Genomic DNA, 25,543 nt, shown 5'->3' with positions numbered 1-25,543 from the left:
GGGGATCCGACGATGTACACCAAGGGCGAGGACAACTTCTTCATCGTGGACGCGCATGTCGCGTTGTGGGACGCGCGGGCGCAGAACCAGCGCAACATCCACGGCAAGCAGTTCATCGACTGCTTCTACGACTACCACCGCAACCTGTCGCCGGAGTCGGAACTGTGGACGTACGACGAGTACCTCTACCAGGGCGGCGAGCGGCTGATGAAGGACCTGTTCGCGGACGGATACGTCGATCATGCGATCTTCCAGCCGGCGCATCTCGGGGAGTTCTACAACAACGGTTTCGGTCAGACCGAGGAGGCGTGGGCTCTGACCCAGCAGCACTCCGACAAGCTGACCTACAACCACCACTTCGACCCTCGCAACGGTGAGCGTGGTCTCGACCAGCTACGTGCCGACGCGGAGCGGTTCGGTTTGAAGGGCGTGAAGCTCTACACCGCCGAATGGCACGGGGATTCGCGCGGATACAAGCTCGACGACCCGTGGGCGCTGAAGTACTTCGACGCGTGCCGTGAGCTGGGCATCAAGAACATCCACGTCCACAAGGGTCCGACCATCCGCCCGCTGGACCGCGATGCGTTCGACGTCGCCGACGTCGATCACGTGGCCAGCGAATACACGGATCTGAACTTCGTCGTGGAGCATTGCGGGTTGCCGCGCCTCGAGGACTTCTGCTGGATAGCCACCCAGGAGCCGAACGTGCACGCCGGACTCGCTGTTGCCATGCCGTTCATCCATTCGCGGCCGAAGTACTTCGGTCAGATCATGGGCGAGCTCCTGTACTGGATCGGTGAGGACCGCATCCAGTTCTCCTCCGACTACGCGATCTGGACGCCGAGGTGGTTGGTCGAGTCGTTCGTCGACTTCCAGATCCCCGAGGAACTGAACGAGTACCCGCCCATCACGCTGGATCAGAAGAAGAAGGTGCTGGGACTCAACGCGGCGAAGATGTACGACATCCCCGTACCGCCGGACCTGCAGATCGCCGACGCGAACGAGACCGCCACGGGCCCACGCGGCGCCGATCTCGCGGCGGACGACGCTCTCGTGGGGGCGTGAGAGATGGACTACGTCGACTCGGCGATCGACGCGCTCGGGGCGGTGATCGATCCGGAACTGGACGAACCCATCACGGACCTGGACTTCGTAGAATCGGTGACCGTATCCGACGATCGTGATGTCGTCGTCCATCTGAGGTTGCCGACGTCGTTCTGCGCTCCGAATTTCGCTTACCTGATGGCGTCGGATGCGAAGGACGTTCTTCTCGGACTCGAGTGGACGAGGACCGTGACCGTCGAACTCGACGGCCACCACGACTCTCCGATCATCAACGCCGGGCTCGCGGCCGATGCCGGGTACCGCGGCACCTTCGCCCACGAGGCGCAGGACGACCTCGAAGAACTGCGGACTACATTCCTGCGGAAAGCGCACGTCGCCGCGATGGAACGGTGCCTCACCGGAGTCATGAAGGCTGACCCCGGCCGCAGAATGCAGGACATGGGAACTGTTCGGTTGCAGGAGCTTCCGGACGACGACGCGACCAGGGCTCTGATGTCCCGGCGCAGATCCATCGGACTGGGCACAGCTCCCGACAGCCTCGTGATGGTCGACCACACGGGCGCGCCCTACGCGGAGATCGACGTGCCGCTGGCTCTGCGTCGGGCACGATCGACCCGCATCTCCATCGACGGGAACGCACATTTCTGCCGCGGACTGTTGAGAACCCGGTACGACGACCCGGACCGGACGACCGTGTCCGCGTGAGCACACCAACCGTCGAAACTTTCCCCTGAATCGAGGAACACCACCATGAGCACCATGCGCGCCGTCCAAGTCGTCGGCTACCACGAGAAGCTCCGCATGACGGAACTGCCGATACCCACTCCCACGGGACCTTTCGACGTCATCGTCAGGATCGGAGGCGCCGGGGTCTGCCGGACCGACCTCCACATCCTGGAGGGACAGTGGGCCGAGAAGTCGAATGTGCCTCTGCCGTACACCATCGGTCACGAGAACGCCGGATGGGTTCATGCGGTGGGCTCGGCCGTCACCAATGTCGCGGAGGGGGACAAGGTCATCGTCCACCCGCTGATCACGTGCGGCCTGTGCCGCGCGTGCCGCTCCGGCGACGACGTGCACTGCGAGATCAATCAGTTCCCCGGCATCGACACCGACGGCGGGTATGCCGAATACCTCAGGACGTCGGCGCGCAGCGTCGTCAAGCTCGACGACTCCCTGGAGCCCTCCGACGTCGCAGCACTGGCCGACGCGGGCCTGACCGCGTACCACGCGGCAGCGAAGGCCGCCCGGCACCTGACGCCGCGCGACCGCGTGGTCGTCATCGGCGCAGGTGGGTTGGGGCACATCGGAATCCAAGTGCTCAAGGCACTGACCGCGGCGGAGATCGTCGTCGTCGACCGGAACGCGGACGCCGTGAAACTCGCCCTGTCCATCGGCGCCGACCACGGTGTCGTCGCGGACGGCACCCATATCGAGCAGGTGCTCGACCTCACCGGCGGGACTGGGGGAGAGGCCGTGATCGATTTCGTCGGCGAGGGCGGCGCAACCGCGGAGGGCATCGCGATGCTGCGGCAGGCCGGCAACTATCACGTCGTGGGCTACGGCGAGAACATCGACGTCCCCACCATCGACATCGTGTCGTCGGAGATCAACATCATCGGCAACCTGGTCGGCTCCTACAACGACCTCTGCGACCTGATGGCGTTGGCCGCTCGCGGTGCGGTCGTACTGCACACCGCGAAATATGCATTGGACGACTTCCAGAGTGCCATCGACGATCTCGATGCCGGAGTCGTCCGCGGACGGGCCATTCTGACTCCGTGAGAGAAGGCCCGTCCGTCCGTCAGTGAGTGACCAGGTCGTCGGCGTCGGTGAGCGTCGCACCGGTAGCGCGGTGCACCTCGTCGACCCCGACGCCCGGCGCGGTTTCGCGCAACACCAGCGTGCCGTCGCCGACCACGTCGATGACCGCGTAGTTCGTGATGATGCGGTCCACGACGGCCTGACCCGTGAGGGGAAGCGTGCACGCGTCGACGATCTTCGGGTTGCCGTCGCGGTCGGTGTGCTCCATGACGACGATGACCCGCGCAGCGCCGTGCACCAGATCCATGGCGCCGCCCATGCCCTTGACCATCTTGCCGGGAACCATCCAGTTGGCCAGATCGCCACCGGCCGACACCTGCATGCCGCCGAGAACCGCCGTGTCGATGTGGCTGCCGCGGATCATGCCGAACGACAGTGCCGAGTCGAAGAATGCGGCACCGGGAAGAACGGTCACCGTTTCCTTACCGGCGTTGATGAGGTTGGCGTCTACTTCGTCCTCGGTCGGATACGGGCCGGTCCCGAGAATGCCGTTCTCGGAATGCAGGGTGACGTGGACGGCGGGGTCGAGGAAACCGGGAATCAAGGTCGGCAGACCGATTCCCAGATTGACGTAGTCGCCGTCGCGCAGTTCGGCGGCGGCGCGGCGCGCCATGTCCTGGCGGGACCAGCCGGTCGAGTCGCTCATCGTGTTGCTCCTGCCTCTCGGGTGGTGCGCTTCTCGATACGCGGGGTCTGGGGGCCGGTCTCGACAATGCGCTGGACGAAGACGCCGGGCAGGTGCACGTGGGCCGGATCGATCTCTCCCGGTTCGACCAACTTCTCGACCTGCGCGATGGTGATGCGCCCAGCCATCGCGGCGAGCGGGTTGAAATTCATGGCGGCCTTGTCGAAGACGAGGTTGCCGTCGGTGTCACCGATATGCGCGTGGACCAGCGCGTAGTCGGCGGTGATCGACTCCTCCATCACGTAGCGCTTCGCACCGAACACCCGGGTCTCCTTGGGCGGCGACGCCAGGCTGATCGAGCCGTCGGCGGCGTATCGCCACGGCAATCCGCCGTCCGCGATCGGGCTGCCCACTCCCGCGGGGGTGAAGAACGCGGGAATGCCGGCGCCGCCCGCCCGCAGTCGCTCCGCGAGGGTGCCCTGAGGGGTGAGCTCCACTTCGAGCTCGCCGGACAGATACTGGCGCGCGAACTCCTTGTTCTCGCCGACATACGACGCGGTGACTCGTCGGATGCGGTGCGCGGCCAGGAGAATGCCGAGGCCGTGGCCGTCGACACCGCAGTTGTTCGAGAACACCTCGAGGTCCGTGACATCGGTCGCGGCGAGCGCGTCGATGAGTGCGTCGGGTATGCCGCAGAGTCCGAAGCCCCCGACGGCGATGCTGGCGCCGTCGGGGACGCCGCGGACCGCGTCGGCCGGGGTGGACAGGACGTCGGTAGCCACGTGTCTCCTCCTGTGTCGGTGGTGCTCGTATGCCGACGATTCGATCAGACGTCGGGAGCCGACCGCATCCGATTCGGTCCATCTGCTCACCGGCCGACTGCCGCGTGGCTCATGCGTTCACTCAGTGGACACCTTTAGGTACTCTGATTGCATGATTGACGCTGGACCGTCGGTGATCGGGCGCGCAGCAGCAGTGATGCGCGCGGTGGGTGACCACGAGCCGGACGGGGCGTCCACCTCGGACATTGCACGCAGCGCCGGCCTGGCCCGCCCCACTGCCCACCGGATGCTGGTCGCGCTCGCCACCGAAGGGATTCTGGACAGGCACGAATCCGGGCGCTGGTCGCTGGGCCCCGAGATGTATCTGCTGGGGGCTCTCGCGGCCGAGCGATACGACATCACGTCGAGTGCGCGCGACATCATGCGGGAGCTGGCTCGGGCCACCGGAGAGAGCGCGTTCCTGTCCGCGCGTCGGGGAGACGAAACCGTCTGTATCGCCGCCGAGGAGGGAAGCTTCCCGCTCCGATCCCATGTGCTGCACATCGGTTTGCGTATGCCGCTGGGAATCGCGTCGGCCGGCCTGGTCATCCTCGCGCACCTTCCGGAAGCGGAACGTGAGCGCTACCTGGCCCGAGCGGACCTGGGCGCCCTCGGTGATCACCACGCGCCCGAGCGGATCGCCGAACGAGTCGACGAGGTCCTGACCCTGGGCTACTCGGTCAATCCGGGACTGCTCGTCGAGGGCAGTTGGGGAATGGGCGCCGCCGTCTTCGACCGACGGGACTCGCCGGCGTGGGCACTGAGTCTCACCGGGGTGGGAACGCGCTTCGACGACACCCGTCGGCCCCTCCTCGGTGAGCATCTTCTGCGTGCCGCCCACGCATTGTCCTCGCGTCTGCGGTGAATCGAGCGGCCGAGCAGGGGAGTCGACGGACGACCGGCCCGGTAATCAAGTTATTCCACCGTTATCATCGGTGAGCCACCACGACAACGTCGGAAAGTGGGCGGTAAACGCTTGCTAGCAGGCTGTTCGTGCAATTTTGCCCGGCTGATCATTCGAGTAAATGCATTTCCGTGATGTCGTTGACATTGTCGTACGACCTCTGTTCTACTTCGTTTATGCCGTAAGTCTCCGTCGCATTCGACGGAGTCGGCCTCGCGTCATCTCTCACCACATCGCCTGCGTCGTCGGGGACAGGCCATGTGTTCTCACGTGTCACGGACCTACCCGGTCCGCACGTTTCGCTCATTCCTTAGGACGCACATGTACCCCACGCACCCTCGCTCGACATCCTGCTCTTCGGTACGCCGGTCACCCGTGCCCATGGTCGGCACGGTCGCCGCCATGACAGCCGCGGTGATGATGGTCGGAACTGCGACAGCCGGAGCCGCGACGCCGATCGGTCTCGGTACCGCCGATCCGTTCGCGATCCTGGCGGGAAGCACGGTGACCAACACGAACCCGTCCGTCATCTCGGGCAGCGTCGGCGTCAGTCCGGGAACGGCTGTCGACGGGTTCCCGCCGGGTCTCGTTCAGAACGGAGAGATCGTTCGCGCGGGACCCGTTGCGCTGCAGGCGAAGATCGATCTCACCACGGCCTACAATCAAGCCGCGGGCGAGGCCGTGACCGAGCAGGTCGGTGCCGAACTGGGCGGGCGGACCTTGCTTCCCGGTGTCTACAACTCGGGTGGCCCGATGAACGTGACGGGTACTGTCACGCTCGATGCGAAGGAAGATCCTGCCGCGGTGTTCGTGTTCCAGACGCCGTCCACTCTCATCACCGCCTCCAGCAGCAGGGTCGCGCTCATCGGTGTGAACCCGTGCAACGTCTTCTGGCAGGTCGGCAGCTCCGCCACTCTGGGTACGTCGACGAGGTTCGTCGGCACCGTCATGGCGCAGGAATCGATCACCTTGAACAACGGAGCGCGAGTGTCCGGGCGGATGCTCGCGCGCACCGGTGCCGTCACGTTGGACAACAACGTCATCGATCGCGGAGGGTGCACACCGACCACCACGACGGAGGACAGCCCGGTCGTCGTTCCGCCGGTCGTCGTCCCGCCTGTGGTCGTTCCGCCGGTCGTGATCACCGTGCCGTCCATCCCCGGTCTGCCGCCTATTCCGGGCCTTCCGCCGGTGATCACCATTCCGGGTCTGCCGGGTGGTCCGCCGACATCGCCCGCGCCGAACACGCCTGGTGGACCGGTGGTTCCGCCGGGTGCCACCGTCCCGAACACACCCGTCGGACCGGGCACTCCGAACACGCCGGGCACTCCGAACACACCGGGGATGCCTAATACACCCGGCACCCCGAACACGCCGGGAATGCCGAACACACCCGGCACCCCGACCATGCCCGGCGTTCCTACGGGTCCCGACGCACCCGGCACCTACTCGCCGGGGAGCCAGATCACGCAGGTACCGAGAGGATCCGTCGATACCGGTGACGGCAGCACCGTCCACAGTGCAGGCGTCTCCTCGACAGTTCCGGTCGGGATCGTCGCGGCCGCCCTCGTCGGCGTGGCAACGGTCGTCACCCGTCGTCGGCGCTGATGTGACGCATCGATTGTCCCGGGCACGCAGCACCGTCCTGGCGGTAGCGCTGGTAGCGGCCTCGGTGGTGGGATGTTCCACCGCCGAGGAACCGGTGAGCGCCGACACCAGTAGTGTTGTGACCCAACAGAACGCGGAGCCCACGTCGGTCGACACGGGAGTGAGCGACTCGTCGTCCATGGCACTCGTGCCGACGCGTATCGATGTTCCGGCGATCGATGTCTCGTCCGACCTGATGGGTCTGGGTCTGCAGGCGGACGGCACCATGGAGGTGCCGCCCGGCGGCTTTCCGGCCGGGTGGTTCACCGGCTCACCGGTCCCGGGGGAACTCGGACCCGCAGTCGTGGCGGGGCACGTCGATTGGGACGGCGCACCCGGGGTGTTCTCCCGGCTCGGTGACCTCGAGGACGACGACGTGGTCACGGTGACGCGGAGCGACGGATCGGCCTCCACGTTCCGAGTGACCGACGTCGAGCAGTACCCGAAGTCGGAGTTTCCGACCGACGCCGTGTACGGCGACATCGACCGTCCGGGCATCCGCTTGATCACGTGTGGCGGCGAGTTCGACAGTGCGGCATCGAGTTACGACGACAATATCGTCGTCTATGCGGATCTGGTGTCGACGACCTCCTGACAGCGATCTGCGTCGACGCACACGGATTACGTGGACATCGACGTTCGTATCCGGTCGATGATGTCCAGGGTTGCCACTGCGTCGGACAAGGGGTGGATCGACGACTCGCGACGTCCGGCATCGATGGTCCGAGCGGCGTCGACGGCGGCGTAGTGAAGGCCGTCCACCTGCAGTCCCGGCTGCTCGTCGTACTCGACGGTGCTACCGCCGCGCACCGTGACGGTGAAAGAGCCGGGCATGAAGAAAGGGCCGGGAATGGTGAGGGTGCCGTCACGCCCGCACACGGTGGCGGTGGTGGGTGTGTCGGTCAGGATCGTCGTGTTGAGAACAGCGTGGCCGTCCGGTCCCGACAGGACGGCGGAGATCTGGCCGTCGATGTCCTCGGTCGCGGGCCGGCGCGTCGCGTACACCGTGTCGGGTCGACCCAGGACCGAGTATGCGAACGAGGCGACGTAGGTGCCCAGATCCAGCAGGGGGCCACCGGCCAACGTCGGGTCGTAGATGCGATGGTCCTGCGTGAAGAACTCGCCGTGGTCCGCAAGGACGGTGTGTATCGGGCCCAGCACTCCGCTGGAGAGAACCTGCTCGATCACGTCGAACTTGGGCAGGAACCTGGTCCACATCGCCTCGCCGGCGAAGACGCAGGCAGCGCCCGCGGCGGCCGCGATCTCCGCCGCTCCCGCCGCGTCGACTGCCAGCGGCTTCTCGACCAGTACGTGCTTGCCGGCTGCGATGGCGGCGAGAGCGTGGGCGCGATGTTCGGTATGCGGTGTGGCGATGTAGACGATGTCGACGGCGTCGTCGGTGAACACGGCCTCGTATGTGCCGTGGGCGCGCTCGATGCCGTGCTCGAGCGCGAATTGCTCGGCGCGCGCCGCTGTTCTCGATCCCACCGCGACCACCTGCTGAGAGGTGTTCCGGTGCAACGACTCCACGAACCGCGTTGCTATCCAGCCCGGGCCGAGGATCGCCCACCGCAGTGTCGGAGCATCCCGGGGGTCGGGCACTCGCGACTGCGGCAGGGAGTAGGTCGACGTCATGGCGAGAACTCAATCAGACGAAACCATGTTTGTCAGGACATTAGGATGTAATACTGCTCCGCATGACTGTGCGGGTAGGAATCATCGGAGTCGGCGTCATGGGAGCCGACCACGCCACCAACATCGACAGGTCGGTCTCGGGGGCCACCGTGTCCGCGGTCGCGGACTACGACGGCGCGCGTGCCGCGTCGGTCGCGTCGACACTCCGGGACGCGGCGGTGCTCGACGACGGGCGAGCAGTGATCGAGAACGACGCCGTCGACGCCGTCATCATCGCCTCCCACGATTCGACGCATGCCGAGCTGGTCCACCTGGCGTTGGCTGCGGGCAAGCCCGTCCTGTGCGAGAAGCCGCTGGCTCCCACCGCCGCGGAATGCCGCGACATCATTGCGGCGCAGGGGGATCGGACTCTCATCACGGTGGGCTTCATGCGGCGGTTCGACCCGGCCTACGTCGAATTGAAGCAGGCGGTGACGTCCGGAGACATCGGCGACGCCCTGGTCGCCCATTGCATCAGCAGGAACGTCGAGGCATACCCGGGTGGAACGTCCGCGTCGACCATCACCAATTCTGCGATCCACGAACTCGACATCATGCCCTGGCTGTTGTCGTCGCCGATCTCGGAGGTGAGCTGGCATGCCGGGCGTACCTCGCAGTTCTCCGGCACCCGGCAGGACCCGCAGATCATGTTGCTGCGCACGGAGTCGAACGTCCTCGTCACCGTCGAGATCTTCCTCAACGCGCGGTACGGGTACGACACCCGATGCGAGATCGTGGGGGAGACCGGAACATCCGCGTTGGCCCTGCCCGCCCACACCGTCACCGACAGCGACCGACGTCGCTCGCGCGCGTACCCCGCCGACTGGATTCCGAGGTACGCGGAGGCATACCGCCTCCAGCTGCAGGAGTGGGTGGACTCGATCGACGAGGGCCGTGTGGCGACGTTGGCGGATGCGAACGACGGCCTACGTGCGGGCCTGGTGGCCGACGCTCTCGTCGTCTCCATGAACGACGGCGGACGGACCGTGCCTGTCGGGTGAGGCACGTCGGCTCCAGGCCAGCACGGACGCGGCGCCGACGACCCCGAGGAGGGTTCCGAGGACGAAGCCTCCGAAATTCGCTACGGGGAGCGCGACGAGCGCGAGGATCATCGCGCTGACTCCGGCCGGGATTCGCGTGTCCGGCCGGGCGATGACGGCCGCACCGCACACCGCCATCAGTGCACCGAGAAGAAGGGTGGACACCCCGGCGATCGAGGTGACGGTGATCAGCAGGTCGCCGATCCGGAGGCTGGTGAACGCCGGCAGGAGCAGGAACGCAGCCGACAGGCAGATCAGCACACCGCCCCAGAACGGCCGTCGAGATCTCCACCCGCGACCGCGGCTCAACACGAGTGGTCTACGGCCTCGGCGGACACAATCAGGTTGGTGAGGGATGCGTGCGTCGCCGTGAGGGCGATGATCTCCGACGACGTGGCGGAGGCGTGCGACGCGCCGACCATGGCGGGGGCGGTCGCTCTGCCCTGTACTTCCCCGGTCGCGGACGCGTCGACACCGAGCCGGACGTCGTTCACGTCGACGGAGCCGTTCACCGACGCGACGTCGACGACGAGGGTTTCCGCGGTCAGCCCGGTACCCGGTACGCGGGCGAACATCGTGACGTCACCGATGAGGGGGAGCCCTCGGGCCACTGTCGACAGACATACGTCGGACAGTCGGGCGCTGTCGACCTTGACGGCGATACTCGGCCGTGAGCCCGCGGCGGTGTCGACCGCCCGCGGATACACGGTGATCCCGTCGCCGTCGACAGCGCCGAACGTTCCGATGAAGCTCTGACCGGATACGGCAAAGTTCATCGGCAGCTGACCGCTGGCGATCCCGCCACCGATGACGCCCATTCCGACCGCGCCGAGCGCGCAGAGCACCGTGAAGCGGCCCCACCGGATACCTCCGGATCGGTCACTCGCGCGGTGTGTCGCGGCGTTCCTCGACAAGACAGTCCTCCTGGTCACCCCGACCCGTGCGAACGGCCCCGGTTTCCCCCGGGGAGCCGGTACAAACCGCAACTCGGAGTGAGTCAGGACACTGTCAGGGCTTTCCCCGTGCAGGTGTCTGATAGGCGACGCCGTGGCGCAGCGGTGTGTGGTCGGAAGGCGAGTGTTCCGGCCCGACGGACGAAGCATGGGGAGTGTCGTGCACCTCCGGCACTGATGTCGGATCGCCGCCGGACGGCTGCGCACCGTCCTGGAGATCGTCCAGCCGCGTGGTGAGGATCTGGAGGACGTGTGCACGGTGGGCGGTCGCCCGCTCGTAGGCGATCAGATCCTGCATCTGATCGACGGTGAGGGTCCGAACGCGGTGAGTGAGGTCGCCCACCGTCAGATGGTCGTAGTCGGGAATGGGCGAAGCGGGGTGGGCGCTCCCGGTGTCGTCGGTAGTCATGGATTCGGCCTACCCGTCATGCCCGGGCACAAACGGTATCGGTCGGCGCCTAGGGTCGTGAGTCATGGCACCCCACAGAATCGCGGTCATTCCCGGCGACGGCATCGGTAAGGAGGTGGTGCCTGCAGGTATCGCCGTTCTCGACGCGGCGGCGTCGGCATTCGGTTTCGGGATCGAGTACGACTACTTCGACTATGCCAGCGCCGAGTTCTACACCCGGCACGGAAAGATGCTGCCGGACGGATGGTTCGAGGATCTGAAGACGTTCGACGCCATCTTCTTCGGTGCGGTCGGGTGGCCCGAGGTGGTTCCCGACCACATCTCGCTGTGGGGCTCGCTGTTGCAGTTCCGTCGTCATTTCGATCAGTACGTCAACCTCCGCCCGATCCGGTTGATGCCGGGCGTCACGAGTCCCCTCGCGGGACGGGAAGTCGGCGATATCGATTTCTACGTCGTCCGTGAGAACACGGAGGGGGAGTACACCGACCTCGGCGGGCGCATGTTCGAGGGAACGGAGAGGGAGACCGTCATCCAGGAAACGGTCATGTCGCGCATCGGCGTCGACCGCATCCTGCGGTACGCCTTCGAGTTGGCGCAGACGCGACCGCGGCGGCGTCTGACCTCGGCCACCAAGAGCAACGGAATATCCATCTCGATGCCGTACTGGGACGAGCGCGTGGCCGCGATGGCCGCGAACTATCCGTCGATCGACGTCGACAGTTTCCACATCGACATACTCACCGCCAACTTCGTTCTGCATCCGGACTGGTTCGACGTGGTCGTGGCCAGCAACCTGTTCGGGGACATCCTGTCGGACCTCGGACCCGCGATCGCCGGGACCATCGGGATCGCACCGAGCGGCAACATCAACCCGGAGCGCAAGTTTCCGAGTCTGTTCGAACCGGTGCACGGTTCCGCCCCCGCGATCGCAGGGAAGAACGTCGCCAATCCGATCGGTCAGATCTGGAGCGGCGCCATGATGCTCGACCACCTCGGGGAGCAGGAGGCCGCGGCCGCCGTGGTGAGAGCCATCGAGGATGTGCTGGCGAGCGGTGGGGATGCGCTGACGGCGGACATGGGCGGAACGGCGTCGACGGACGCGGTGGGCCGGCTCGTCGCGGACCGGATAACCGCACGGTAGGCCCGCGCGTCGTGCCGCCCCGCCGGATACCGGTCTGCCGTCACACCCGTAGGCGGTATCCGGTGTGACGGCAGCCAAGTCGGTGATTTGTCACCATGCCGTTCTCCAGTGTCGAACGTCGCGATTGACCATTATTTCTTCAGCACGAGGACATCGCGCACACCATTCGATTCAGGAGACTCCATGTTCAGCATTCTCAACGGCCTCAGCTTTCTCAACTTCTCGTTCGGAGACCTGTTGCCCATCACGGATTTCCTGAACATCCTGAAGACTCTGAACGTCGGCTCGTAGGAAGCTTGTGGCGGAACACGACGATCCGAACGGCCCCACCGTCGGATCGTCGTGTGACGTGCCTATCGAGGGATGATGCCCGCATCCCGGTATCGCCCGAGTTGATCCGCGAAACTGTCTGTCGTGGAACGGAAGCCGAGGAAACCGGCTTGTCGACTCTTCGTCATGTCCGTCAGGCATTCCATGTCGCGCCCGAGGTCCGCATCGGTGTGCCACCAGGACGCCAAGCGAGTGACGTCCGATTCGACCAGGTCGTATTTCTCCGCGATACGCCGCCACACGGCAGGTGCATCGGACATCCGCGGTTCGAGCGGTCGCGGCTCGGAATCGAAGCCGACCGGCTCCACCCCGAAATGCGTCGCGATGCGCGGCCATAACCAACGCCACCGGAAAACGTCGCCGTTGGCAATGTTGAACGCTTCGTTCGCGCCGTTCTCCGCGGTCGATGCCCAGATCATCTGTTCGGCCAACAACCCGGCGTCCGTGACGTCTGTCAGGCCGTCCCACTGGGTCTGCGAACCGGGGAAGACGAACGGCGCCCCGGTCTCCTTGCAGATGGTCGCGTACACGGACAACGTCAGCGCCATGTTCATCGCATTGCCCACCGCGAAGCCGAAGATCGTGTGCGCTCGATGCACGCTCCAGGTGTAGCCGAGTCGCTCCGCCCCGGCGAACAACTCGTCCTCCTGCGCGTAGTAGAAGTTCGGGGTGTCGAGTCGCTCCTCGGACTCGTGGAACGGCGTTTCGGCGGTCACGGCGTCGCCGTACGCATCGAACGGTCCCAGGTAGTGCTTGAGTCCCGTCATCAGAGCGACGTGGCGAACCGAATTCTCGTCCGCCAGTGCGTCGACGGTGTTGCGCAAGGTCGCTGTGTTCACCTCGATGTTCTCGGCCTCGGTGTCCTGCTTCATCCACGCGGTGAAGAAGACCACATCGGGTGCGGTTCCTCGCAGAGCCTCGCGGAGACCGCCGAAGTCCATCAGATCCGCGGTCACCGGTATCACCCCTTCCACCGGAAGCGAGGTCTTGCGAGACAGCCCGTAGGTAATCCACCCGTCGTCGACGAGTTGGCGGCAGATGGTCTGCCCCGAGATGCCGGTCGCGCCGACGACGAGCGCCGTGCCCGGACGTGGTGAAGCCATGGACGAAGTGCCTCCGCTCTGGGGATCGCGTGTCGATCCCGCCGTCCGGCTACCCGTGGGCGTCGAGACGCAATCAGGAGGGCGTGAGCGAGGAGGACATCACGGTGTCGCAGAGCCGTGCGAGCGATACTCCGTCGGCACGCGAGCGCTGTACGAGTACCCGTACCGCGTCGTCACGGTCCGAACCGAGCTGTTCCATCACTATTCCTGTGCACTGGTCCAGCGACGCGACCGTGGACAGTGCGGTCACGTACCGCACCGCGTCGTTGGACGAGGCGGCGGCGATGACCTCGTCGAGCCGCTCGGAGAGCGCTGCCAGAGCCTCGGCCGGTCTGCCGGACCGTGCCCGACGGCTGTGTAGTTCGACCAGGGTGGCGGCGACGGCGGCCGATGCGTCGAGGGTGTCCGAGTGTGTCCGCCGATGGAACACGGTGTCGTGACCTATGGCGATGCGATCGCGGCCGCCGTGTTTCGCGGCGTACATCGCCTCGTCGGCGCGGGCGATCATCGCATCGAGCGCAGTGTCGACGTCGATGACGTCGTCGGTCCGGTCGAGGGTCGACGGGTGTGCTCGCGATGTTCCGATGCTGACCGTGACCGCGCATTCGGCGCGGACGGACCGCAGTACCGACTGTGCGACGTCGGCTCCGGGAGCGTGGTGGGCGACGACGAGGAATTCCTCTCCGCCGAGTCGCGCGACGACAGCGCCGCGAGGCACCGCGGACACGATCGTTCGGGCGACCGACTCCAGGGTCCGGTCGCCGTACGTGTGTCCGTGCGTGTCGTTCACGGCTTTGAAGTTGTCGATGTCGATGACCGAGGCGGTGATCGTCGCGTCCAGGCCTACCGCCGTGCGGAGCATCCCGTCGAGGAGCGGCAGAACACCTCGCCTGTTGAGTAGCCCCGTCAAGACGTCCGTTCGCGCCAGCAGGTCGTACCGGCGGCTCACGTCCGCCATCGACATGCGCAGGCTCCAGACCAGCAGAACCGGCACGACGACGATGGTGAGCGACGCGCCGGCGGCGACGGCGTCCGCTCCCCGGCTGGACGCGGAGTCCACACACAGGGCGGTCCCCAGGCCGGCCGCGAGGGTGGTGAACGCGGTGGCCGTCCGCGGCGGCGACGCCGAGGCCGCCAACACCGGCACGATCGTCAACAGCGCATTGACTGTCAACGTGTCGGCCGGGTCCGCGATACCGACCGCCGCCACTGCGGTGCCGACCACCGCCATCGCACCCGTGGTCACGAATTGTCGTTCGGTCAATCGTCCGGTCCGGACCACGATGCCGACCACGACGACGGCAAGAACGATGGCGAGCGCCGTGGCCACCACGGGAACGAGACCGGGATGGAACAAGCCGGGAATGCCCCATCCGGCTGCGAGCAGGAGTGCGGACATGGTCACGGTGGTGGCCATCGCCAGTGATCGACGATCCTGGAATCGTCGCGAGGTCGACACGGCGGGCAGGTGTCGAGACGCTGACGTGAACCGACTGCGACGACTGACATCGCTGTGTCGTCTCACACGAGTACCTCGGTTCCTGACCCACCGGCGGGAAGTCCAACTGTTCCGATGAGGGTACCGATTCACGGGCCTGACCGGGGCGTTCGAGCGCGAACAGGCGCTGCACCCGGCACCGGTCTCGTCGTCGGAACAGGACGGCGACCGCATTGTCACGCGTCAGAATCACCGTGATCCCAATAGATCGACGCGAAATCTGTTGCGCGATTTGACGTCTCGATGTTCCAGGTCTAGATTTCTGCTCACCATCAGGAGCGACCGAGAGACCTGGCTCGTCGACGTCGCAGCAACCCCCCTCTCCTGTCGAGGGTGTGGGTGCTACCGCCAGGACCGATGGAGGAGCACCGATGAACCACGATCTGCGGCGACGCCTGCACGTCGACCTGTGCCGAGTGAGCACCTGCGTCTGTACGCGCTGCTTCTGACTCGCGCCCCTCACCTCCCGCCTCGAAAGGCCCCCCGATGTGCCCTGCCGTCTCGACCCCTGACCCTTTCTCCCGGTTCGTCCGGTGACGCAACTCGACGCACGTCCCTCCGCGGCCGCCGCGGAGGAGGACGTCCGTGACGAGGACCTCGTCGTCGCGCGGACCTGGCATCCCTGGCGGTGGATCATCGCCGTCGCCACGCTGGTGGTGGTGGCCCAGTTCGGGCACGGGCTGGCCACGAACGCCGGATGGGACTGGGGGACCTTCGCCCAGTACTTCACGGCCGCATCGGTCATGTCGGCACTCTGGCTGACCATCCAATTGACGTTCTGGGGAACGTTGATCGGTTTCGCGATCGGTATCGCGCTGGCTGTGGCGCGACTGTCGTCCAATCCGGTTCTCCAGGTGATCGCCTGGTTCTACATCTGGGCCTTCCGATCCATCCCGCTCATCGTCCAGCTGCTGTTCTGGTTCAACATCGCGTACCTCTATCAGACGCTGTCGCTCGGAATACCGTTCGGTCCCAGCTTCTTCCGGTTCGACGTCAACAACGTGATCAGCGGCTCCACGGCGGCCATCATCGGTCTGGCTCTGCACCAGGCGGCGTACTCCGCCGAGATCGTCCGTGCCGGCATCATCTCGGTCGACCAGGGTCAGCTGGAAGCAGCTGCGGCGCTCGGTATCCCGAAGCGGCGTGAATTCTTCACGATCGTTCTCCCGCAGGCGATGCGGGGGATCCTGCCGAATGCGGCGAACGAAGTCATCAGCCTGTTCAAAGGCACGTCCATCGTGTCGGTCATGGCGATCGCCGAGCTGTTCTATCAAGTGCAGGTCATCTACGGCCGCAGCGGCCGCGTCGTTCCGCTTCTGATGGTGGCGACAGTCTGGTACGTCATCCTCACGTCGATTCTGTCGATCGTGCAGTTCTACGTGGAGCGCCACTACGCGAAGGGTGCGGTACGCACCGTCCCGCTGACACCACTGCAGCAGATACGGAAGCGATTCTCCGACATCACCTTCGCCCCGAGAGGAGCAACACGATGACGCATTCCGTCGACGACTCCACGTACGCGGTCGAGGTGCGAGGAGTGCACAAGTCCTTCGGTGCGCTGAAGGTTCTCGACGGCGTGGACCTCGTCGTTCGTCCGGGTGAGGTCACCGCGATCATCGGCCCGTCCGGGTCCGGGAAATCGACACTCCTGCGGGTGCTCAACCACCTCGAGAAGGTCGATCGAGGAACGGTTCGCGTCGACGGTGACCTGGTCGGATATCGCCGCAGAGGCGCCAAGCTCCACGAACTCAGCGGCCGGGAGATTCTTCGACAGCGATCGAGGATCGGGTTCGTCTTCCAGAACTTCAACCTCTTCCCGCACCTGACCGTGCTGGAGAACGTGGTCGAGGCGCCGGTGTCGGCGCAGAAGCGCCCGCGTTCCGAGGTCGAGTCCGAGGCACTCGCGCTGCTCGAGCGTGTCGGTGTCGGATCCAAGGCCCACGACTATCCCCGTCGCCTGTCCGGTGGTCAACAGCAACGCGTCGCCATCGCTCGGGCGCTGGCTCTGCGACCGAAGGTGATCCTGTTCGACGAGCCCACCTCGGCGCTGGATCCCGAACTGGTGGGAGAGGTTCTCGAAGTCATCCGGGACCTCGCGAGGGACGGGGCGACGCTCGTCATCGTCACGCACGAAGTCGCGTTCGCTCGGGAGATCGCCGACACAGTGGTCTTCATGGACGGCGGCGTGATCGTCGAGCAGGGCACTCCCGCGGAACTCCTCGATTCACCGACACAGGAACGCACCAAGGCGTTCCTCGCACACGTTCTCTGACACCCCCCACTCGTCGTGTACTTCTCACCCACAAGGAACAGCCATGTCCGCACCACGAAGAACCGTCGCCCTGCTCACCGCCGCATTCGCCGCCGTCACCCTGACCGCGACGGCGTGCACTGAGCCGACCGCCGAGTCCGAGGTCGTCACGACCGAAGGCCAGGTTTTCGACCTCACTCCCGAACAGTCGGGACGAGTCCGCGCGGAGAAGGTCGACGAGATCGCGGCCGAGGTCCCGCAGGCCATCCGCGACCGCGGCACCCTCGTCGTCACCGGAGCCAGCGGCACGGCGCCGCCGCTGCGCTTCTACGCCACCGACGACACCACGACCGTCGGCTCCGAGGTCGACTTCTCGTATCTGATCGCCGACATCCTCGGTCTCACTCCGCAGATCGAGGTCGCCGACTGGTCGCAGAACTTCGTCAAGGTCGATTCGGGCGAGAACGACGTGTTCATCTCCAACGTGACGGTGACCGAGGAACGGAAGGACAAGTACGACTTCGCCACCTACCGACTGGACAACATCGCGTTCGAGGCGAAGAAGGACAGCGGCTGGACAGTGTCGAAGAGGCAGGACATCGCCGGGAAGAAGATCGGTGTCGGTTCCGGAACGAACCAGGAGCAGCTCCTGGTGGACTGGAACGCGCAGAACGTGGCGGAGGGTCTCGCTCCTGCCGAGATCGCCTACTACCAGCAGACATCGGACTACTACCTCGCCTTGGGCTCGGGGCGTATCGACGGCTACCTCGGCCCCAACCCGTCCGCGATCTACCACGCCGCGACCGGTGGGGAGACGGAAGTGGTGGGCACCCTGTCCGGCGCCGGTGATGCACTTCAGGGTGAGATCGCTGTGTTGACGAAGAAGGACAACGGGCTCATCCAGGCCGTGCACGACGCCATCGACCACGCGATCGAGGACGGCAGCTACCAGAAGGTTCTCGATCGCTGGGGTCTGCAGAGCGAAGCCGTGCAGTCCTCGGAGATCAACCCGCCCGGACTTCCGCGGCAGTGACCGTCGACGCCGGCATCGGGGACTCCGGGATCCAGTTCATGAGCATCACGCAGGACGACCCGCTGGCCGCGCCGCTCCTGCAGGACCTCGCGCGCGAGTACGCGTCACGGTACGGACGAAGTCCGGACGAACTGCGCGAAGAACTCGAGTCGTACCCGGGCGACGAATTCGCGGCTCCGCACGGTGCGTTGATCGTCGCCGTCCTGTGTGGAGTGCCGATCGCCGGCGGTGCGTACCGTCGATTCGACTGTCGGACAGCAGAGTTGAAACGTATCTGGACTGCCAGGGCTTATCGCGGTAAGGGGTTCGGGCGTCTGGTGGTCTCGGAACTCGAACGCAGTGCACGCGACCGGGGCTACCGACGGATCTACCTGACCACCGGCTGGAACCAGCCGGAAGCGGTCGCGCTGTATCTCGCCGCCGGCTATCGGCCGCTCTACGACCAGGGCTTGCCGTCCGAGTCCATCGGAATCCACCCCTTCGAGAAAGCCATCGCGGCCTAGCCCGCGCCGCACCCGTCACCACACCATCGTCGAAGAATCGGAGACACCCCCGTGTCCACTCGTTCCGTCCTACTCGGCCTCGGCTCACTCGCCGCGGCCACGTCACTGCTGGCCGGCTGCGCCGGCAACGCGACGACATCCTCCGCCGACGCCGGACCGGCGCAGCCGGGAGGCACACTGCGGTACGGGCTCTCGGGCGCACCCACCTGCTCGGACCCGGCGCAGGCGGGCACCAATCAGACCATCTACGTGGTGCGCCAAGTGGTCGACTCACTGACCGATCAGGATCCCGATACCGGAGAGATCGAACCCTGGCTCGCGGACAGGTGGGAGGTGAGCCCGGATGCGAAGTCCTTCACCTTCCACCTGAAGGACGGAGCCACCTTCAGTGACGGCACACCGGTGGACGCGGCCGCGGTCAAGGGCACCTTCGACTCCATCGTCACCACCGTCGGTGCGGCGAAAGCGCCACTCGCCGGGAGTTACCTGACCGGATACCAGGGGACCACCGTGGTGGACCCGCTCACAGCGCGGGTCGACTTCGCTGCCCCGAATGCGCAGTTCCTCCAGGCGAGTTCGACAGCGCAACTCGGTATCCAGGCTCCGGTGACGACCGCGGAGTCGGCGGAGGCCCGGTGCCTCGGCACGAATGTCGGGTCGGGCCCGTTCACGTACGCCGACTACCAGCAGGACCGTTCGGTCACTCTGGCCAAGCGCACCGGATACGCGTGGGGATCCGACGTCTTCGGGCACGACGGCGAGGCCTACCTCGACTCGATCGAGTTCACCATCGTTCCCGAATCGGGGGTCCGTACCGGAAGTCTGTCGTCGGACCAGCTCGATGCCGTCAGTGATGCTCTGCCGCAGGATGCCCCGCAGATCGAGGCGACGGGAGGCCGGGTCCTGACGACGTCCAATCCCGGTATGCCGTTCGGCTTCCAGCCCAATGTCGCGCGTGGGGTGCTGCAGGACCCGGCTGTCCGCGCCGCACTGGTGCCCGCGATCGACCGGCAGGAACTCGTCGACACGGTGCTCGGACCCGATTTCAAGCCCGCGACAAGCACGTTGGCCGGCACGACGCCGGGCTATGTGGCACTCCCCGAGGTCACCCACGATGCTGCGAAGGCCCAGTCGATCCTGGACGAGGCCGGGTGGGTGCCCGGTGCGGACGGGATCCGAGAGAAGAACGGGCAGAGGCTGAGCTTCTCCGTCATGTTCGCGCCTGTCTTCGCGGGGAATCAGGCGATTCTCGAGCTCACCCAGCAGCAACTACGCACAGTGGGAATCGACCTGCAGCTCGAGCTGGTGTCGAACCAGGAAGCGACAGCGCGCCAGGGCACCAAGGACTACGACTCCACCTACTACAACAGCACACGCGCCGACGGAGACATCCTTCGCGCCACGTTCGCGGTCGACGGACGAAACCTCAACGCACGCGGCCCCATCCCGGCGCTGGACACTCTGCTGACGGACGAACTGTCGGCGACGGACACGGCGGAGCGCAACGCCCTCGTCGCGCAGGCACAGCAACAGGTGCTGGACAACGGCCTGTGGATCCCGACGATCGAGCTGTCCCAGGCGATCGGCGCATCGTCGGCCGTGCAGGACCTGAAGTTCGAGGCCTCGGCCAGGCTCCAGTTCTTCGACACCTGGTTGAGTGGGCGGTAGTCGTGCTCCGTTACCTCGCACAGCGTGTCGGGCAAGCGCTACTGGTGTTGTGGGCGGCGTTCACGATCTCGTTCGTGGTGCTGTTCCTGCTGCCGTCGGACCCGGTGAGTCTGGCCGTCGACTCGGCCGGATCGGGGACTCCGGTGGACGCGGCAGCAGTGGCCGAGCTGCAGGCGCGCTACGGCCTCGACCAGTCGGTCTGGACGCAGTACCTGCACTCGCTCGGTGCTGCCGTCCGCGGTGACTTCGGATACTCGATCTCCACCGGGCAGAGCGTGACCACGGCGATTCTCGACGCCCTGCCCAGCACTCTGGCGTTGGCGGGAACGGCATTGGTCCTGGCGGTGCTGTTCGGAAGCTCGGTCGCCTATGTCGCGACCTACACGCAGGTCTCGTGGCTGCGGACCGCCTTGCTCTCGCTGCCGCCGCTCGGAGTCGCCGTTCCGACGTTCTGGGTGGGTCTGCTCCTGCTGCAGCTCTTCTCGTTCCGACTCCGGTGGTTCCCGGCGTTCGGTGATGCGGGTGTCCCGAGCCTGGTGCTCCCGGCGGTCACCCTTGCCCTGCCGACCGGCGCGGTGATCGCTCAGGTGCTGGCGACCAGCATGAGCACCACGTGGCGTCAACCGTTCGTCGATGTCGCGCGGGCCAAAGGAGTGCCGCGCCGACGGGTGCAGTCCCGGCACATACTCCGGTTGTCGTCGATCCCGGCGTTCACCATCGCGGGGGTACTCGTCGGCACTCTGCTCGCCGGATCCGTCGTGGTGGAGACAGTGTTCTCGCGCGCCGGTGTGGGTCGGTTGACGCAGACATCGGTGATGGCCCAGGACATTCCGGTCGTGCAGGGCATCGTCGTGCTCTCGTCACTGGTCTTCGTGGCCGTCAACCTCCTGGTCGACCTGCTCTACCCGTTGATCGACCCGCGCATCGTCGCCGATCACCGCACACACTCGACCACACCGTCGACGACGCAGGAGAAGGCGAATGTCTGACATCTTGACGCGTGACCTCGTCCCCGTGGACCGAGCATCCGAGTCCGCCGACACCCCGCCGGGCCGACGACGTGTCGGGGTGCGTGCCGTCCTGCGCCGCGCCGGCCTCGCGCTGTCGGTCCTCGTGCTTCTCCTCGCAGTGGGTTTCGCGGTGTCCCCGTCGCTGTTCGCGGGCGGCGATCCGTTGACCGGCGTGCCGGCCGACAAGCTGCAACCACCCAGTGCCGCCCACTGGTTCGGGACCGACAACATCGGTCGCGACGTGTTCACCCGCGTCGTCCACGGGTCCGGACTGTCCCTGACGGCAACACTACTCGCCGTAGCGATCGCCCTGGTCGCCGGGTCCCTTCTGGGACTTCTCGCGGGTGCGGTCGGCGGTGTCGTGGACGCGGTGCTGATGCGCGTCGTCGACGTCCTGCTGTCCATCCCCACCCTGCTGTTGTCACTGGCGTTGGTCACCGCCCTGGGCTTCGGCACCGTCAACGTCGCCATCGCCGTCGGGGTGACCCTGGTGGCGAACTTCGCCCGCGTGATGCGGTCCGAGGTGCTCCGGGTCCGGCGGTCGCTCTACGTCGAAGCTGCCTACGCGTCGGGCGTGCGGTGGTTCGACGTGTTCCGTCGACACATACTCCGCAACTCCTACGGCCCTGTGATCGCGCTCGCTGCAGTGGAATTCGGCATGGCAGTACTGGCGGTGTCCTCATTGAGCTTCCTCGGTTTCGGAGCTGTACCCCCGACGCCCGAATGGGGATCGTTGATCTCGGAAGGCCGCAACTTCCTCGCCACCGCGTGGTGGATGACCACGCTGCCCGGTCTGGTGATCGTGGCGGTGGTGCTCTCGGCTCACCGCGTCGGTCACGCACTGGACAGGGAGGGACGTCGATGAGCGCCGTTCTCGAGGTCCGCGATCTCGCCGTCGGATACGGCGACACTGCGGCGGTGCGCGGGGTGTCCTTCACCGTCGATCGCGGAGAGGTGGTCGCGATCGTCGGAGAATCCGGATCGGGGAAGTCGACGACCGCGCATGCGATCATCGGTCTCCTCGCCGGCACCGGACACATCACCGGCGGATCGGTGTCCTTCGACGGCGAGCGGATCGACACTGCGTCGGACAAGGCGCTCGACCGGTTGCGGGGCCGACACATCGGCCTGGTTCCGCAGGATCCCACGACGTCGCTGAACCCTGTTCTGCGCGTCGGCGAGCAGGTGGCCGAAGTGCTGCGGGTGCACGGTCTCGCCAGTCGTCGCTCGGCTCGCATCGAAGCCGTGCAGATCCTGGCGGACGCCGGACTCGACAACCCGGAGGTACGCGCCCGTCAGTATCCGCAGGACCTGTCCGGAGGGCAGCGTCAACGAGTGCTGATCGGGATCGCCCTCGCGTGCCGACCGGAATTGGTGATAGCCGACGAACCCACGAGTGCGCTGGACGTCACGGTGCAGCGTCGCATTCTCGACCACCTCGACGCGCGGATCGCCGAGACCGGAGCCGGCGTTCTGTTGATCACGCACGATCTCGGTGTGGCGGCCGACCGAGCCGACCGCATCATCGTCATGAAGGACGGCGAGATCGTCGAGACGGGCCCCACCGCGGAGATTCTGTCGACACCGCGCCACGCGTACACGCGATCTCTTCTCGCTGCGGCGCCGTCCCTGAACACGGCGCTGCGACCGGACTCCGCGGTCCCAGTGTCGACCGTCCTCACCGTGTCGGGCGTGTCCAAGACGTTCCGGATCGGCCGCGGTGTCCACCTGGACGCCGTCCGCGACGTCTCCTTCACCGTCGAGCGCGGTCGGACCCTGTCCATCGTCGGTGAATCGGGGTCGGGTAAATCGACGGTCGCTCGGATCGCGACGGGTCTCGAGACGGCGACCTCCGGATCGGTCACGTTCGACGGTATCGAGGTGGGAACGTTGCGCGGAGCTCGGCTGCGGGAGCTGCGTCGGCGCATCCAGATCGTCTACCAGAATCCCTACGCGTCGCTGAATCCGTCGATGCGTATCCGCGACATCGTGCGAGAGCCGTTGGATGCGTTCAGGATCGGGACGTCCGCCGAGCGCGCTGCGAGAGTGGAGGAGCTGATCGACCAGGTAGCTCTGAGCTCGGACCATCTGGCGCGACGCCCTGCCGAACTGTCCGGTGGACAGCGTCAGCGAGTGGCCATCGCGCGGGCGTTGGCGCTGCGTCCGGACCTGGTGGTTCTGGACGAGCCGGTATCCGCGCTCGACGTGTCGGTGCAGGCGCAGATTCTCGCACTCCTCGACGAGCTCCAGCGGGAGCTGTCCCTGAGTTATCTCTTCATCTCCCACGATCTCGCGGTGGTGCGGCAGATCAGCGACACCGTGGCGGTGATGCAGTCGGGCTCGATCGTCGAGTTCGGCACCACCGCAGCGATCTTCGACGACCCGCAGCAGGAGTACACGCGTGAACTCCTCGATGCCATCCCCGGGCATGCACGAACAGTTCCGATCACGCCGAGTCGAACCATGTCGGTTGCGTCCGCACCTGCCTACTCTCAGCACTTATGACCCGGGAATACGTAGTGCGCACGGTTCGACAGTGGTTGTTCGAGCAGACCGAGGCCACTGCGTGTGCGTGCGTCGAGGCGGCCGTACGAACCTCGTTCTGAGGCCGAAAGGCGCGTATTTGCGTCAGGCCGCGGACCGCGGGCGGGCGACCGCCACCACCAGCGCCCCGAGGACCGTGACGCCCACGACGACCGCCACCGCCTGATTCCACCCGTGGAAGGCAGCGCCCGGTGCGGTGCCGGCCGAGAGGACCACGACGGACACCACGGTGACCCCGATCGCGGATCCGAGGTAGCGGGCGGTGTTGTTGGCGCCGCTTCCCATGGCCGCGCGACCGGGCGGGACGCTGGCCACGGATTCGCGTCCCAGGGCTGCGTTGACGATTCCGGTGAACGCGCCCGCGATGATCAGACCGGGAACGAGGCGGAGAGGCGACGACGACTCGGACAGTCCGAGGAACAGCGAGACCCCGATCGCCACGCCGAGCAGGCCGACGGCGAGCTGGGTCCGTCCCGACACGGCCGCCGGAATGTGGCGTGCGAGAAGGGCGGTGACGACGCTGGTGGCCGCCCACGCGAACAGCAGCAGCGCGCTGTCCAGCGCGTCGAGGCCGAACGCGGCGCCGACGAACCCTGCCATGTACGACATCAGGGCGATGACTCCGACACCGGTGGTGAGAGCTGCGACGGTGGCCGCGATGAAGGCGGGTTGGCGGAACAGCGCCAGATCCAGCATCGCCGACGACGAGCGACGCTCGTGCAGAACGAATCCGACGATCAGGACGGCCGCCACCGCTGCCAGGACGAGGGGGACGGGCCTCGACCAACCGCCACGCCCTTCGACGAGCGCGGCGAGAAGTGCCGACAGTCCGCCGGACAGGGCGACGGCGCCGATGATGTCGAGTCCTCGCGGTGTCTCCGTGCGAGATTCGGTGACGTACCTGGTCGCCAGGACTGCGAGGACGAGGGTCGCGGCGGTCAGGACCCAGTACGCGCCACGCCAGGATCCGAGACGGTCGAACGAGGCGGAGATCAAGGGTCCGAGGGTGATTCCGGCGCCGACGCTCGCTCCCCAGATGCCGCCGGCGCGGGCACGGAGCGGCCCGGGTTCGAAGGCGTGGGCGATGACTCCGAGGCTGGACGCGACGACGGCACCCGCACCGACACCCTGGACGACCCTGGCCAGGACGAACACCAGGGTCGAGGGCGCCACGGCGCACACTGCGGAGGCCGCCGCGAGGAGCACGAGACCGAGGGCGAAGGTCCGTCGGCGGCCCACGTCGTCGGCCAGGGCGCCGGACACCAGCAGTGCCGCACTCAGACCGATGCTCATCGAACTGAGAATCCACGTCCGTCCGGCCGCGTCGCTGTCCAGTGAGATCGCGGTGCTCCCGATCGTCGCCAACGGGTAGGTGAAGGCGGCCAGGGACAGCAACGTTCCCGCTGCCGCCACGGGGAGCGGTCGGGCGAGTGGGGGAGCGGTACGCACGGTCATCGACGATCCTTCGGTTCGGTGACCGAACCGTAGCCCGGCGACATG

Annotated in this window: 25 protein-coding genes and 1 riboswitch; of the genes, 16 read left to right on the top strand and 9 right to left on the bottom strand. The window is 66.3% G+C overall.

Translation table 11 applies throughout. From position 1 onward, the window contains the following. Positions 1 to 12: 12 nt before the first annotated feature. Genes ASG64_RS03080 through ASG64_RS03070 form a run of 3 tightly spaced genes read left to right on the top strand, consistent with a single transcriptional unit; the run spans position 13 to position 2,850 of the window. The gene (locus ASG64_RS03080) at positions 13 to 1,065 is read left to right on the top strand and encodes an amidohydrolase family protein (RefSeq protein WP_042573022.1); all 1,053 of its coding nucleotides are present in this window, start codon (positions 13 to 15) and stop codon (positions 1,063 to 1,065) included. A 3-nt stretch (positions 1,066 to 1,068) separates the two neighbouring features. Beyond that, positions 1,069 to 1,770, top strand: a complete 702-nt coding sequence (locus ASG64_RS03075) for an iron-sulfur cluster assembly protein (protein ID WP_056069926.1) — start codon at positions 1,069 to 1,071, stop codon at positions 1,768 to 1,770. A gap of 54 nt (positions 1,771 to 1,824) precedes the next feature. Further along, the gene (locus tag ASG64_RS03070) at positions 1,825 to 2,850 is read left to right on the top strand and encodes an NAD(P)-dependent alcohol dehydrogenase (protein WP_042573062.1); all 1,026 of its coding nucleotides are present in this window, start codon (positions 1,825 to 1,827) and stop codon (positions 2,848 to 2,850) included. Positions 2,851 to 2,869: 19 nt separating this feature from the next. Here ASG64_RS03070 and ASG64_RS03065 read toward each other — a convergent pair whose 3' ends face one another. After that, complete coding sequence (locus ASG64_RS03065; protein WP_056069922.1) at positions 2,870 to 3,535, bottom strand: 3-oxoacid CoA-transferase subunit B; 666 nt, start codon at positions 3,533 to 3,535, stop codon at positions 2,870 to 2,872. Further along, entirely contained in the window at positions 3,532 to 4,296 is a 765-nt protein-coding gene (locus ASG64_RS03060; RefSeq protein ID WP_042573025.1) for a CoA transferase subunit A, read from the bottom strand. The genes ASG64_RS03065 and ASG64_RS03060 overlap by 4 nt, the downstream gene beginning before the upstream one ends. Positions 4,297 to 4,447: 151 nt before the next feature. Here ASG64_RS03060 and ASG64_RS03055 point away from each other — a divergent pair, with 151 nt between their 5' ends. The 3 genes from ASG64_RS03055 (at position 4,448) to ASG64_RS03045 (ending at position 7,481) form a co-directional block, all read left to right on the top strand. Continuing rightward, a complete protein-coding gene (locus ASG64_RS03055) occupies positions 4,448 to 5,200 on the top strand; it encodes an IclR family transcriptional regulator (protein ID WP_042573026.1) in 753 nt (250 codons plus the stop codon). A gap of 441 nt (positions 5,201 to 5,641) precedes the next feature. Next, complete coding sequence (locus tag ASG64_RS03050; RefSeq protein ID WP_200933412.1) at positions 5,642 to 6,847, top strand: ice-binding family protein; 1,206 nt, start codon at positions 5,642 to 5,644, stop codon at positions 6,845 to 6,847. Between the two features lie 118 nt (positions 6,848 to 6,965). After that, positions 6,966 to 7,481 carry a class F sortase gene (locus ASG64_RS03045; protein ID WP_235579470.1) on the top strand — a complete coding sequence of 172 codons (516 nt, stop codon included), beginning with the start codon at positions 6,966 to 6,968 and terminating at the stop codon, positions 7,479 to 7,481. Between the two features lie 26 nt (positions 7,482 to 7,507). On the opposite strand, the gene ASG64_RS03040 is transcribed toward ASG64_RS03045, so the two are convergent. Then, on the bottom strand, positions 7,508 to 8,521 hold the full coding sequence (locus ASG64_RS03040; RefSeq protein ID WP_056069913.1) for a Gfo/Idh/MocA family protein: 1,014 nt from the start codon (positions 8,519 to 8,521) through the stop codon (positions 7,508 to 7,510). 62 nt (positions 8,522 to 8,583) lie between these two features. Between ASG64_RS03040 and ASG64_RS03035 the strand changes: the two genes are divergently transcribed. Further along, positions 8,584 to 9,561, top strand: coding sequence for a Gfo/Idh/MocA family oxidoreductase (locus tag ASG64_RS03035; protein WP_056069911.1), 978 nt, complete (start codon positions 8,584 to 8,586; stop codon positions 9,559 to 9,561). Here the strand turns inward: ASG64_RS03035 and ASG64_RS03030 are convergent. The 3 genes from ASG64_RS03030 to ASG64_RS03020 form a co-directional block, all read right to left on the bottom strand. Next, entirely contained in the window at positions 9,487 to 9,909 is a 423-nt protein-coding gene (locus ASG64_RS03030; protein WP_200933411.1) for a DUF6114 domain-containing protein, read from the bottom strand. The two genes, ASG64_RS03035 and ASG64_RS03030, sit on opposite strands and share 75 nt — an antisense overlap. Continuing rightward, a complete protein-coding gene (locus tag ASG64_RS03025; RefSeq protein WP_156388242.1) occupies positions 9,906 to 10,514 on the bottom strand; it encodes a DUF6230 family protein in 609 nt (202 codons plus the stop codon). The genes ASG64_RS03030 and ASG64_RS03025 overlap by 4 nt, the downstream gene beginning before the upstream one ends. A 94-nt stretch (positions 10,515 to 10,608) precedes the next feature. After that, a complete protein-coding gene (locus tag ASG64_RS03020) occupies positions 10,609 to 10,962 on the bottom strand; it encodes a hypothetical protein (RefSeq protein WP_056069905.1) in 354 nt (117 codons plus the stop codon). 64 nt (positions 10,963 to 11,026) lie between these two features. Between ASG64_RS03020 and ASG64_RS03015 the strand changes: the two genes are divergently transcribed. After that, positions 11,027 to 12,103 (top strand): tartrate dehydrogenase, encoded by a 1,077-nt coding sequence (locus tag ASG64_RS03015; protein WP_056069902.1) that lies wholly within the window; start codon positions 11,027 to 11,029, stop codon positions 12,101 to 12,103. Positions 12,104 to 12,456: 353 nt separating this feature from the next. Here the strand turns inward: ASG64_RS03015 and ASG64_RS03010 are convergent, their stop codons facing one another. Together ASG64_RS03010 and ASG64_RS03005 are read right to left on the bottom strand one after the other, a co-directional pair. After that, positions 12,457 to 13,536: an SDR family oxidoreductase gene (locus tag ASG64_RS03010; protein ID WP_056069899.1), complete on the bottom strand. Its 1,080-nt coding sequence runs from the start codon at positions 13,534 to 13,536 to the stop codon at positions 12,457 to 12,459. Between the two features lie 73 nt (positions 13,537 to 13,609). Further along, positions 13,610 to 14,953 (bottom strand): diguanylate cyclase domain-containing protein, encoded by a 1,344-nt coding sequence (locus ASG64_RS03005; protein ID WP_235579678.1) that lies wholly within the window; start codon positions 14,951 to 14,953, stop codon positions 13,610 to 13,612. A gap of 347 nt (positions 14,954 to 15,300) precedes the next feature. Next, a riboswitch (SAM riboswitch) is annotated at positions 15,301 to 15,398 on the top strand. 169 nt (positions 15,399 to 15,567) lie between these two features. Between ASG64_RS03005 and ASG64_RS03000 the strand changes: the two genes are divergently transcribed. The 8 genes from ASG64_RS03000 to ASG64_RS02965 all read left to right on the top strand — a co-directional run bounded on the left by ASG64_RS03000 (position 15,568) and on the right by ASG64_RS02965 (position 24,004). Further along, the gene (locus ASG64_RS03000; RefSeq protein ID WP_056069893.1) at positions 15,568 to 16,527 is read left to right on the top strand and encodes an amino acid ABC transporter permease; all 960 of its coding nucleotides are present in this window, start codon (positions 15,568 to 15,570) and stop codon (positions 16,525 to 16,527) included. Beyond that, positions 16,524 to 17,306, top strand: coding sequence for an amino acid ABC transporter ATP-binding protein (locus ASG64_RS02995; protein ID WP_056069890.1), 783 nt, complete (start codon positions 16,524 to 16,526; stop codon positions 17,304 to 17,306). The genes ASG64_RS03000 and ASG64_RS02995 overlap by 4 nt, the downstream gene beginning before the upstream one ends. 43 nt (positions 17,307 to 17,349) lie before the next feature. Next, complete coding sequence (locus tag ASG64_RS02990; RefSeq protein ID WP_056069886.1) at positions 17,350 to 18,318, top strand: ABC transporter substrate-binding protein; 969 nt, start codon at positions 17,350 to 17,352, stop codon at positions 18,316 to 18,318. Between the two features lie 38 nt (positions 18,319 to 18,356). After that, a complete protein-coding gene (locus ASG64_RS02985; protein WP_056072560.1) occupies positions 18,357 to 18,821 on the top strand; it encodes a GNAT family N-acetyltransferase in 465 nt (154 codons plus the stop codon). A gap of 105 nt (positions 18,822 to 18,926) precedes the next feature. Continuing rightward, the gene (locus ASG64_RS02980; RefSeq protein WP_235579534.1) at positions 18,927 to 20,489 is read left to right on the top strand and encodes an ABC transporter substrate-binding protein; all 1,563 of its coding nucleotides are present in this window, start codon (positions 18,927 to 18,929) and stop codon (positions 20,487 to 20,489) included. A gap of 2 nt (positions 20,490 to 20,491) precedes the next feature. Further along, positions 20,492 to 21,478 carry an ABC transporter permease gene (locus tag ASG64_RS02975; RefSeq protein ID WP_056069880.1) on the top strand — a complete coding sequence of 329 codons (987 nt, stop codon included), beginning with the start codon at positions 20,492 to 20,494 and terminating at the stop codon, positions 21,476 to 21,478. Continuing rightward, on the top strand, positions 21,471 to 22,364 hold the full coding sequence (locus ASG64_RS02970; RefSeq protein WP_056069877.1) for an ABC transporter permease: 894 nt from the start codon (positions 21,471 to 21,473) through the stop codon (positions 22,362 to 22,364). Before ASG64_RS02975 ends, ASG64_RS02970 begins: the two co-directional genes overlap by 8 nt. Beyond that, on the top strand, positions 22,361 to 24,004 hold the full coding sequence (locus ASG64_RS02965) for a dipeptide ABC transporter ATP-binding protein (protein WP_056069874.1): 1,644 nt from the start codon (positions 22,361 to 22,363) through the stop codon (positions 24,002 to 24,004). The genes ASG64_RS02970 and ASG64_RS02965 overlap by 4 nt, the downstream gene beginning before the upstream one ends. A 123-nt stretch (positions 24,005 to 24,127) precedes the next feature. On the opposite strand, the gene ASG64_RS02960 is transcribed toward ASG64_RS02965, so the two are convergent. Further along, a complete protein-coding gene (locus ASG64_RS02960; protein WP_056069871.1) occupies positions 24,128 to 25,498 on the bottom strand; it encodes an MFS transporter in 1,371 nt (456 codons plus the stop codon). Positions 25,499 to 25,543 lie beyond the last annotated feature (45 nt).

This window comes from Rhodococcus sp. Leaf247 (assembly GCF_001426185.1).
Lineage (GTDB): Bacteria > Actinomycetota > Actinomycetes > Mycobacteriales > Mycobacteriaceae > Rhodococcoides.
The sequence above is the reverse complement of the archived record's forward strand: the minus strand, read 5'-3'. Positions and strand labels throughout refer to the sequence as shown.

What these genes read in the sequence shown, in the direction of transcription:
- ASG64_RS03035 (WP_056069911.1), top strand. Translation starts at nt 8,584, where the DNA reads ATGACTGTGCGGGTAGGAATCATCGGAGTCGGCGTCATGGGAGCCGAC.
- ASG64_RS02995 (WP_056069890.1), top strand. Translation starts at nt 16,524, where the DNA reads ATGACGCATTCCGTCGACGACTCCACGTACGCGGTCGAGGTGCGAGGA.
- ASG64_RS03020 (WP_056069905.1), bottom strand. Translation starts at nt 10,962, where the DNA reads ATGACTACCGACGACACCGGGAGCGCCCACCCCGCTTCGCCCATTCCC.
- ASG64_RS03080 (WP_042573022.1), top strand. Translation starts at nt 13, where the DNA reads ATGTACACCAAGGGCGAGGACAACTTCTTCATCGTGGACGCGCATGTC.
- ASG64_RS03010 (WP_056069899.1), bottom strand. Translation starts at nt 13,536, where the DNA reads ATGGCTTCACCACGTCCGGGCACGGCGCTCGTCGTCGGCGCGACCGGC.
- ASG64_RS03070 (WP_042573062.1), top strand. Translation starts at nt 1,825, where the DNA reads ATGCGCGCCGTCCAAGTCGTCGGCTACCACGAGAAGCTCCGCATGACG.
- ASG64_RS03005 (WP_235579678.1), bottom strand. Translation starts at nt 14,953, where the DNA reads ATGGCCACCACCGTGACCATGTCCGCACTCCTGCTCGCAGCCGGATGG.
- ASG64_RS02965 (WP_056069874.1), top strand. Translation starts at nt 22,361, where the DNA reads ATGAGCGCCGTTCTCGAGGTCCGCGATCTCGCCGTCGGATACGGCGAC.
- ASG64_RS03015 (WP_056069902.1), top strand. Translation starts at nt 11,027, where the DNA reads ATGGCACCCCACAGAATCGCGGTCATTCCCGGCGACGGCATCGGTAAG.
- ASG64_RS03065 (WP_056069922.1), bottom strand. Translation starts at nt 3,535, where the DNA reads ATGAGCGACTCGACCGGCTGGTCCCGCCAGGACATGGCGCGCCGCGCC.
- ASG64_RS02990 (WP_056069886.1), top strand. Translation starts at nt 17,350, where the DNA reads ATGTCCGCACCACGAAGAACCGTCGCCCTGCTCACCGCCGCATTCGCC.
- ASG64_RS03050 (WP_200933412.1), top strand. Translation starts at nt 5,642, where the DNA reads ATGACAGCCGCGGTGATGATGGTCGGAACTGCGACAGCCGGAGCCGCG.
- ASG64_RS03040 (WP_056069913.1), bottom strand. Translation starts at nt 8,521, where the DNA reads ATGACGTCGACCTACTCCCTGCCGCAGTCGCGAGTGCCCGACCCCCGG.
- ASG64_RS03075 (WP_056069926.1), top strand. Translation starts at nt 1,069, where the DNA reads ATGGACTACGTCGACTCGGCGATCGACGCGCTCGGGGCGGTGATCGAT.
- ASG64_RS02960 (WP_056069871.1), bottom strand. Translation starts at nt 25,498, where the DNA reads ATGACCGTGCGTACCGCTCCCCCACTCGCCCGACCGCTCCCCGTGGCG.
- ASG64_RS02970 (WP_056069877.1), top strand. Translation starts at nt 21,471, where the DNA reads ATGTCTGACATCTTGACGCGTGACCTCGTCCCCGTGGACCGAGCATCC.
- ASG64_RS03055 (WP_042573026.1), top strand. Translation starts at nt 4,448, where the DNA reads ATGATTGACGCTGGACCGTCGGTGATCGGGCGCGCAGCAGCAGTGATG.
- ASG64_RS02985 (WP_056072560.1), top strand. Translation starts at nt 18,357, where the DNA reads ATGAGCATCACGCAGGACGACCCGCTGGCCGCGCCGCTCCTGCAGGAC.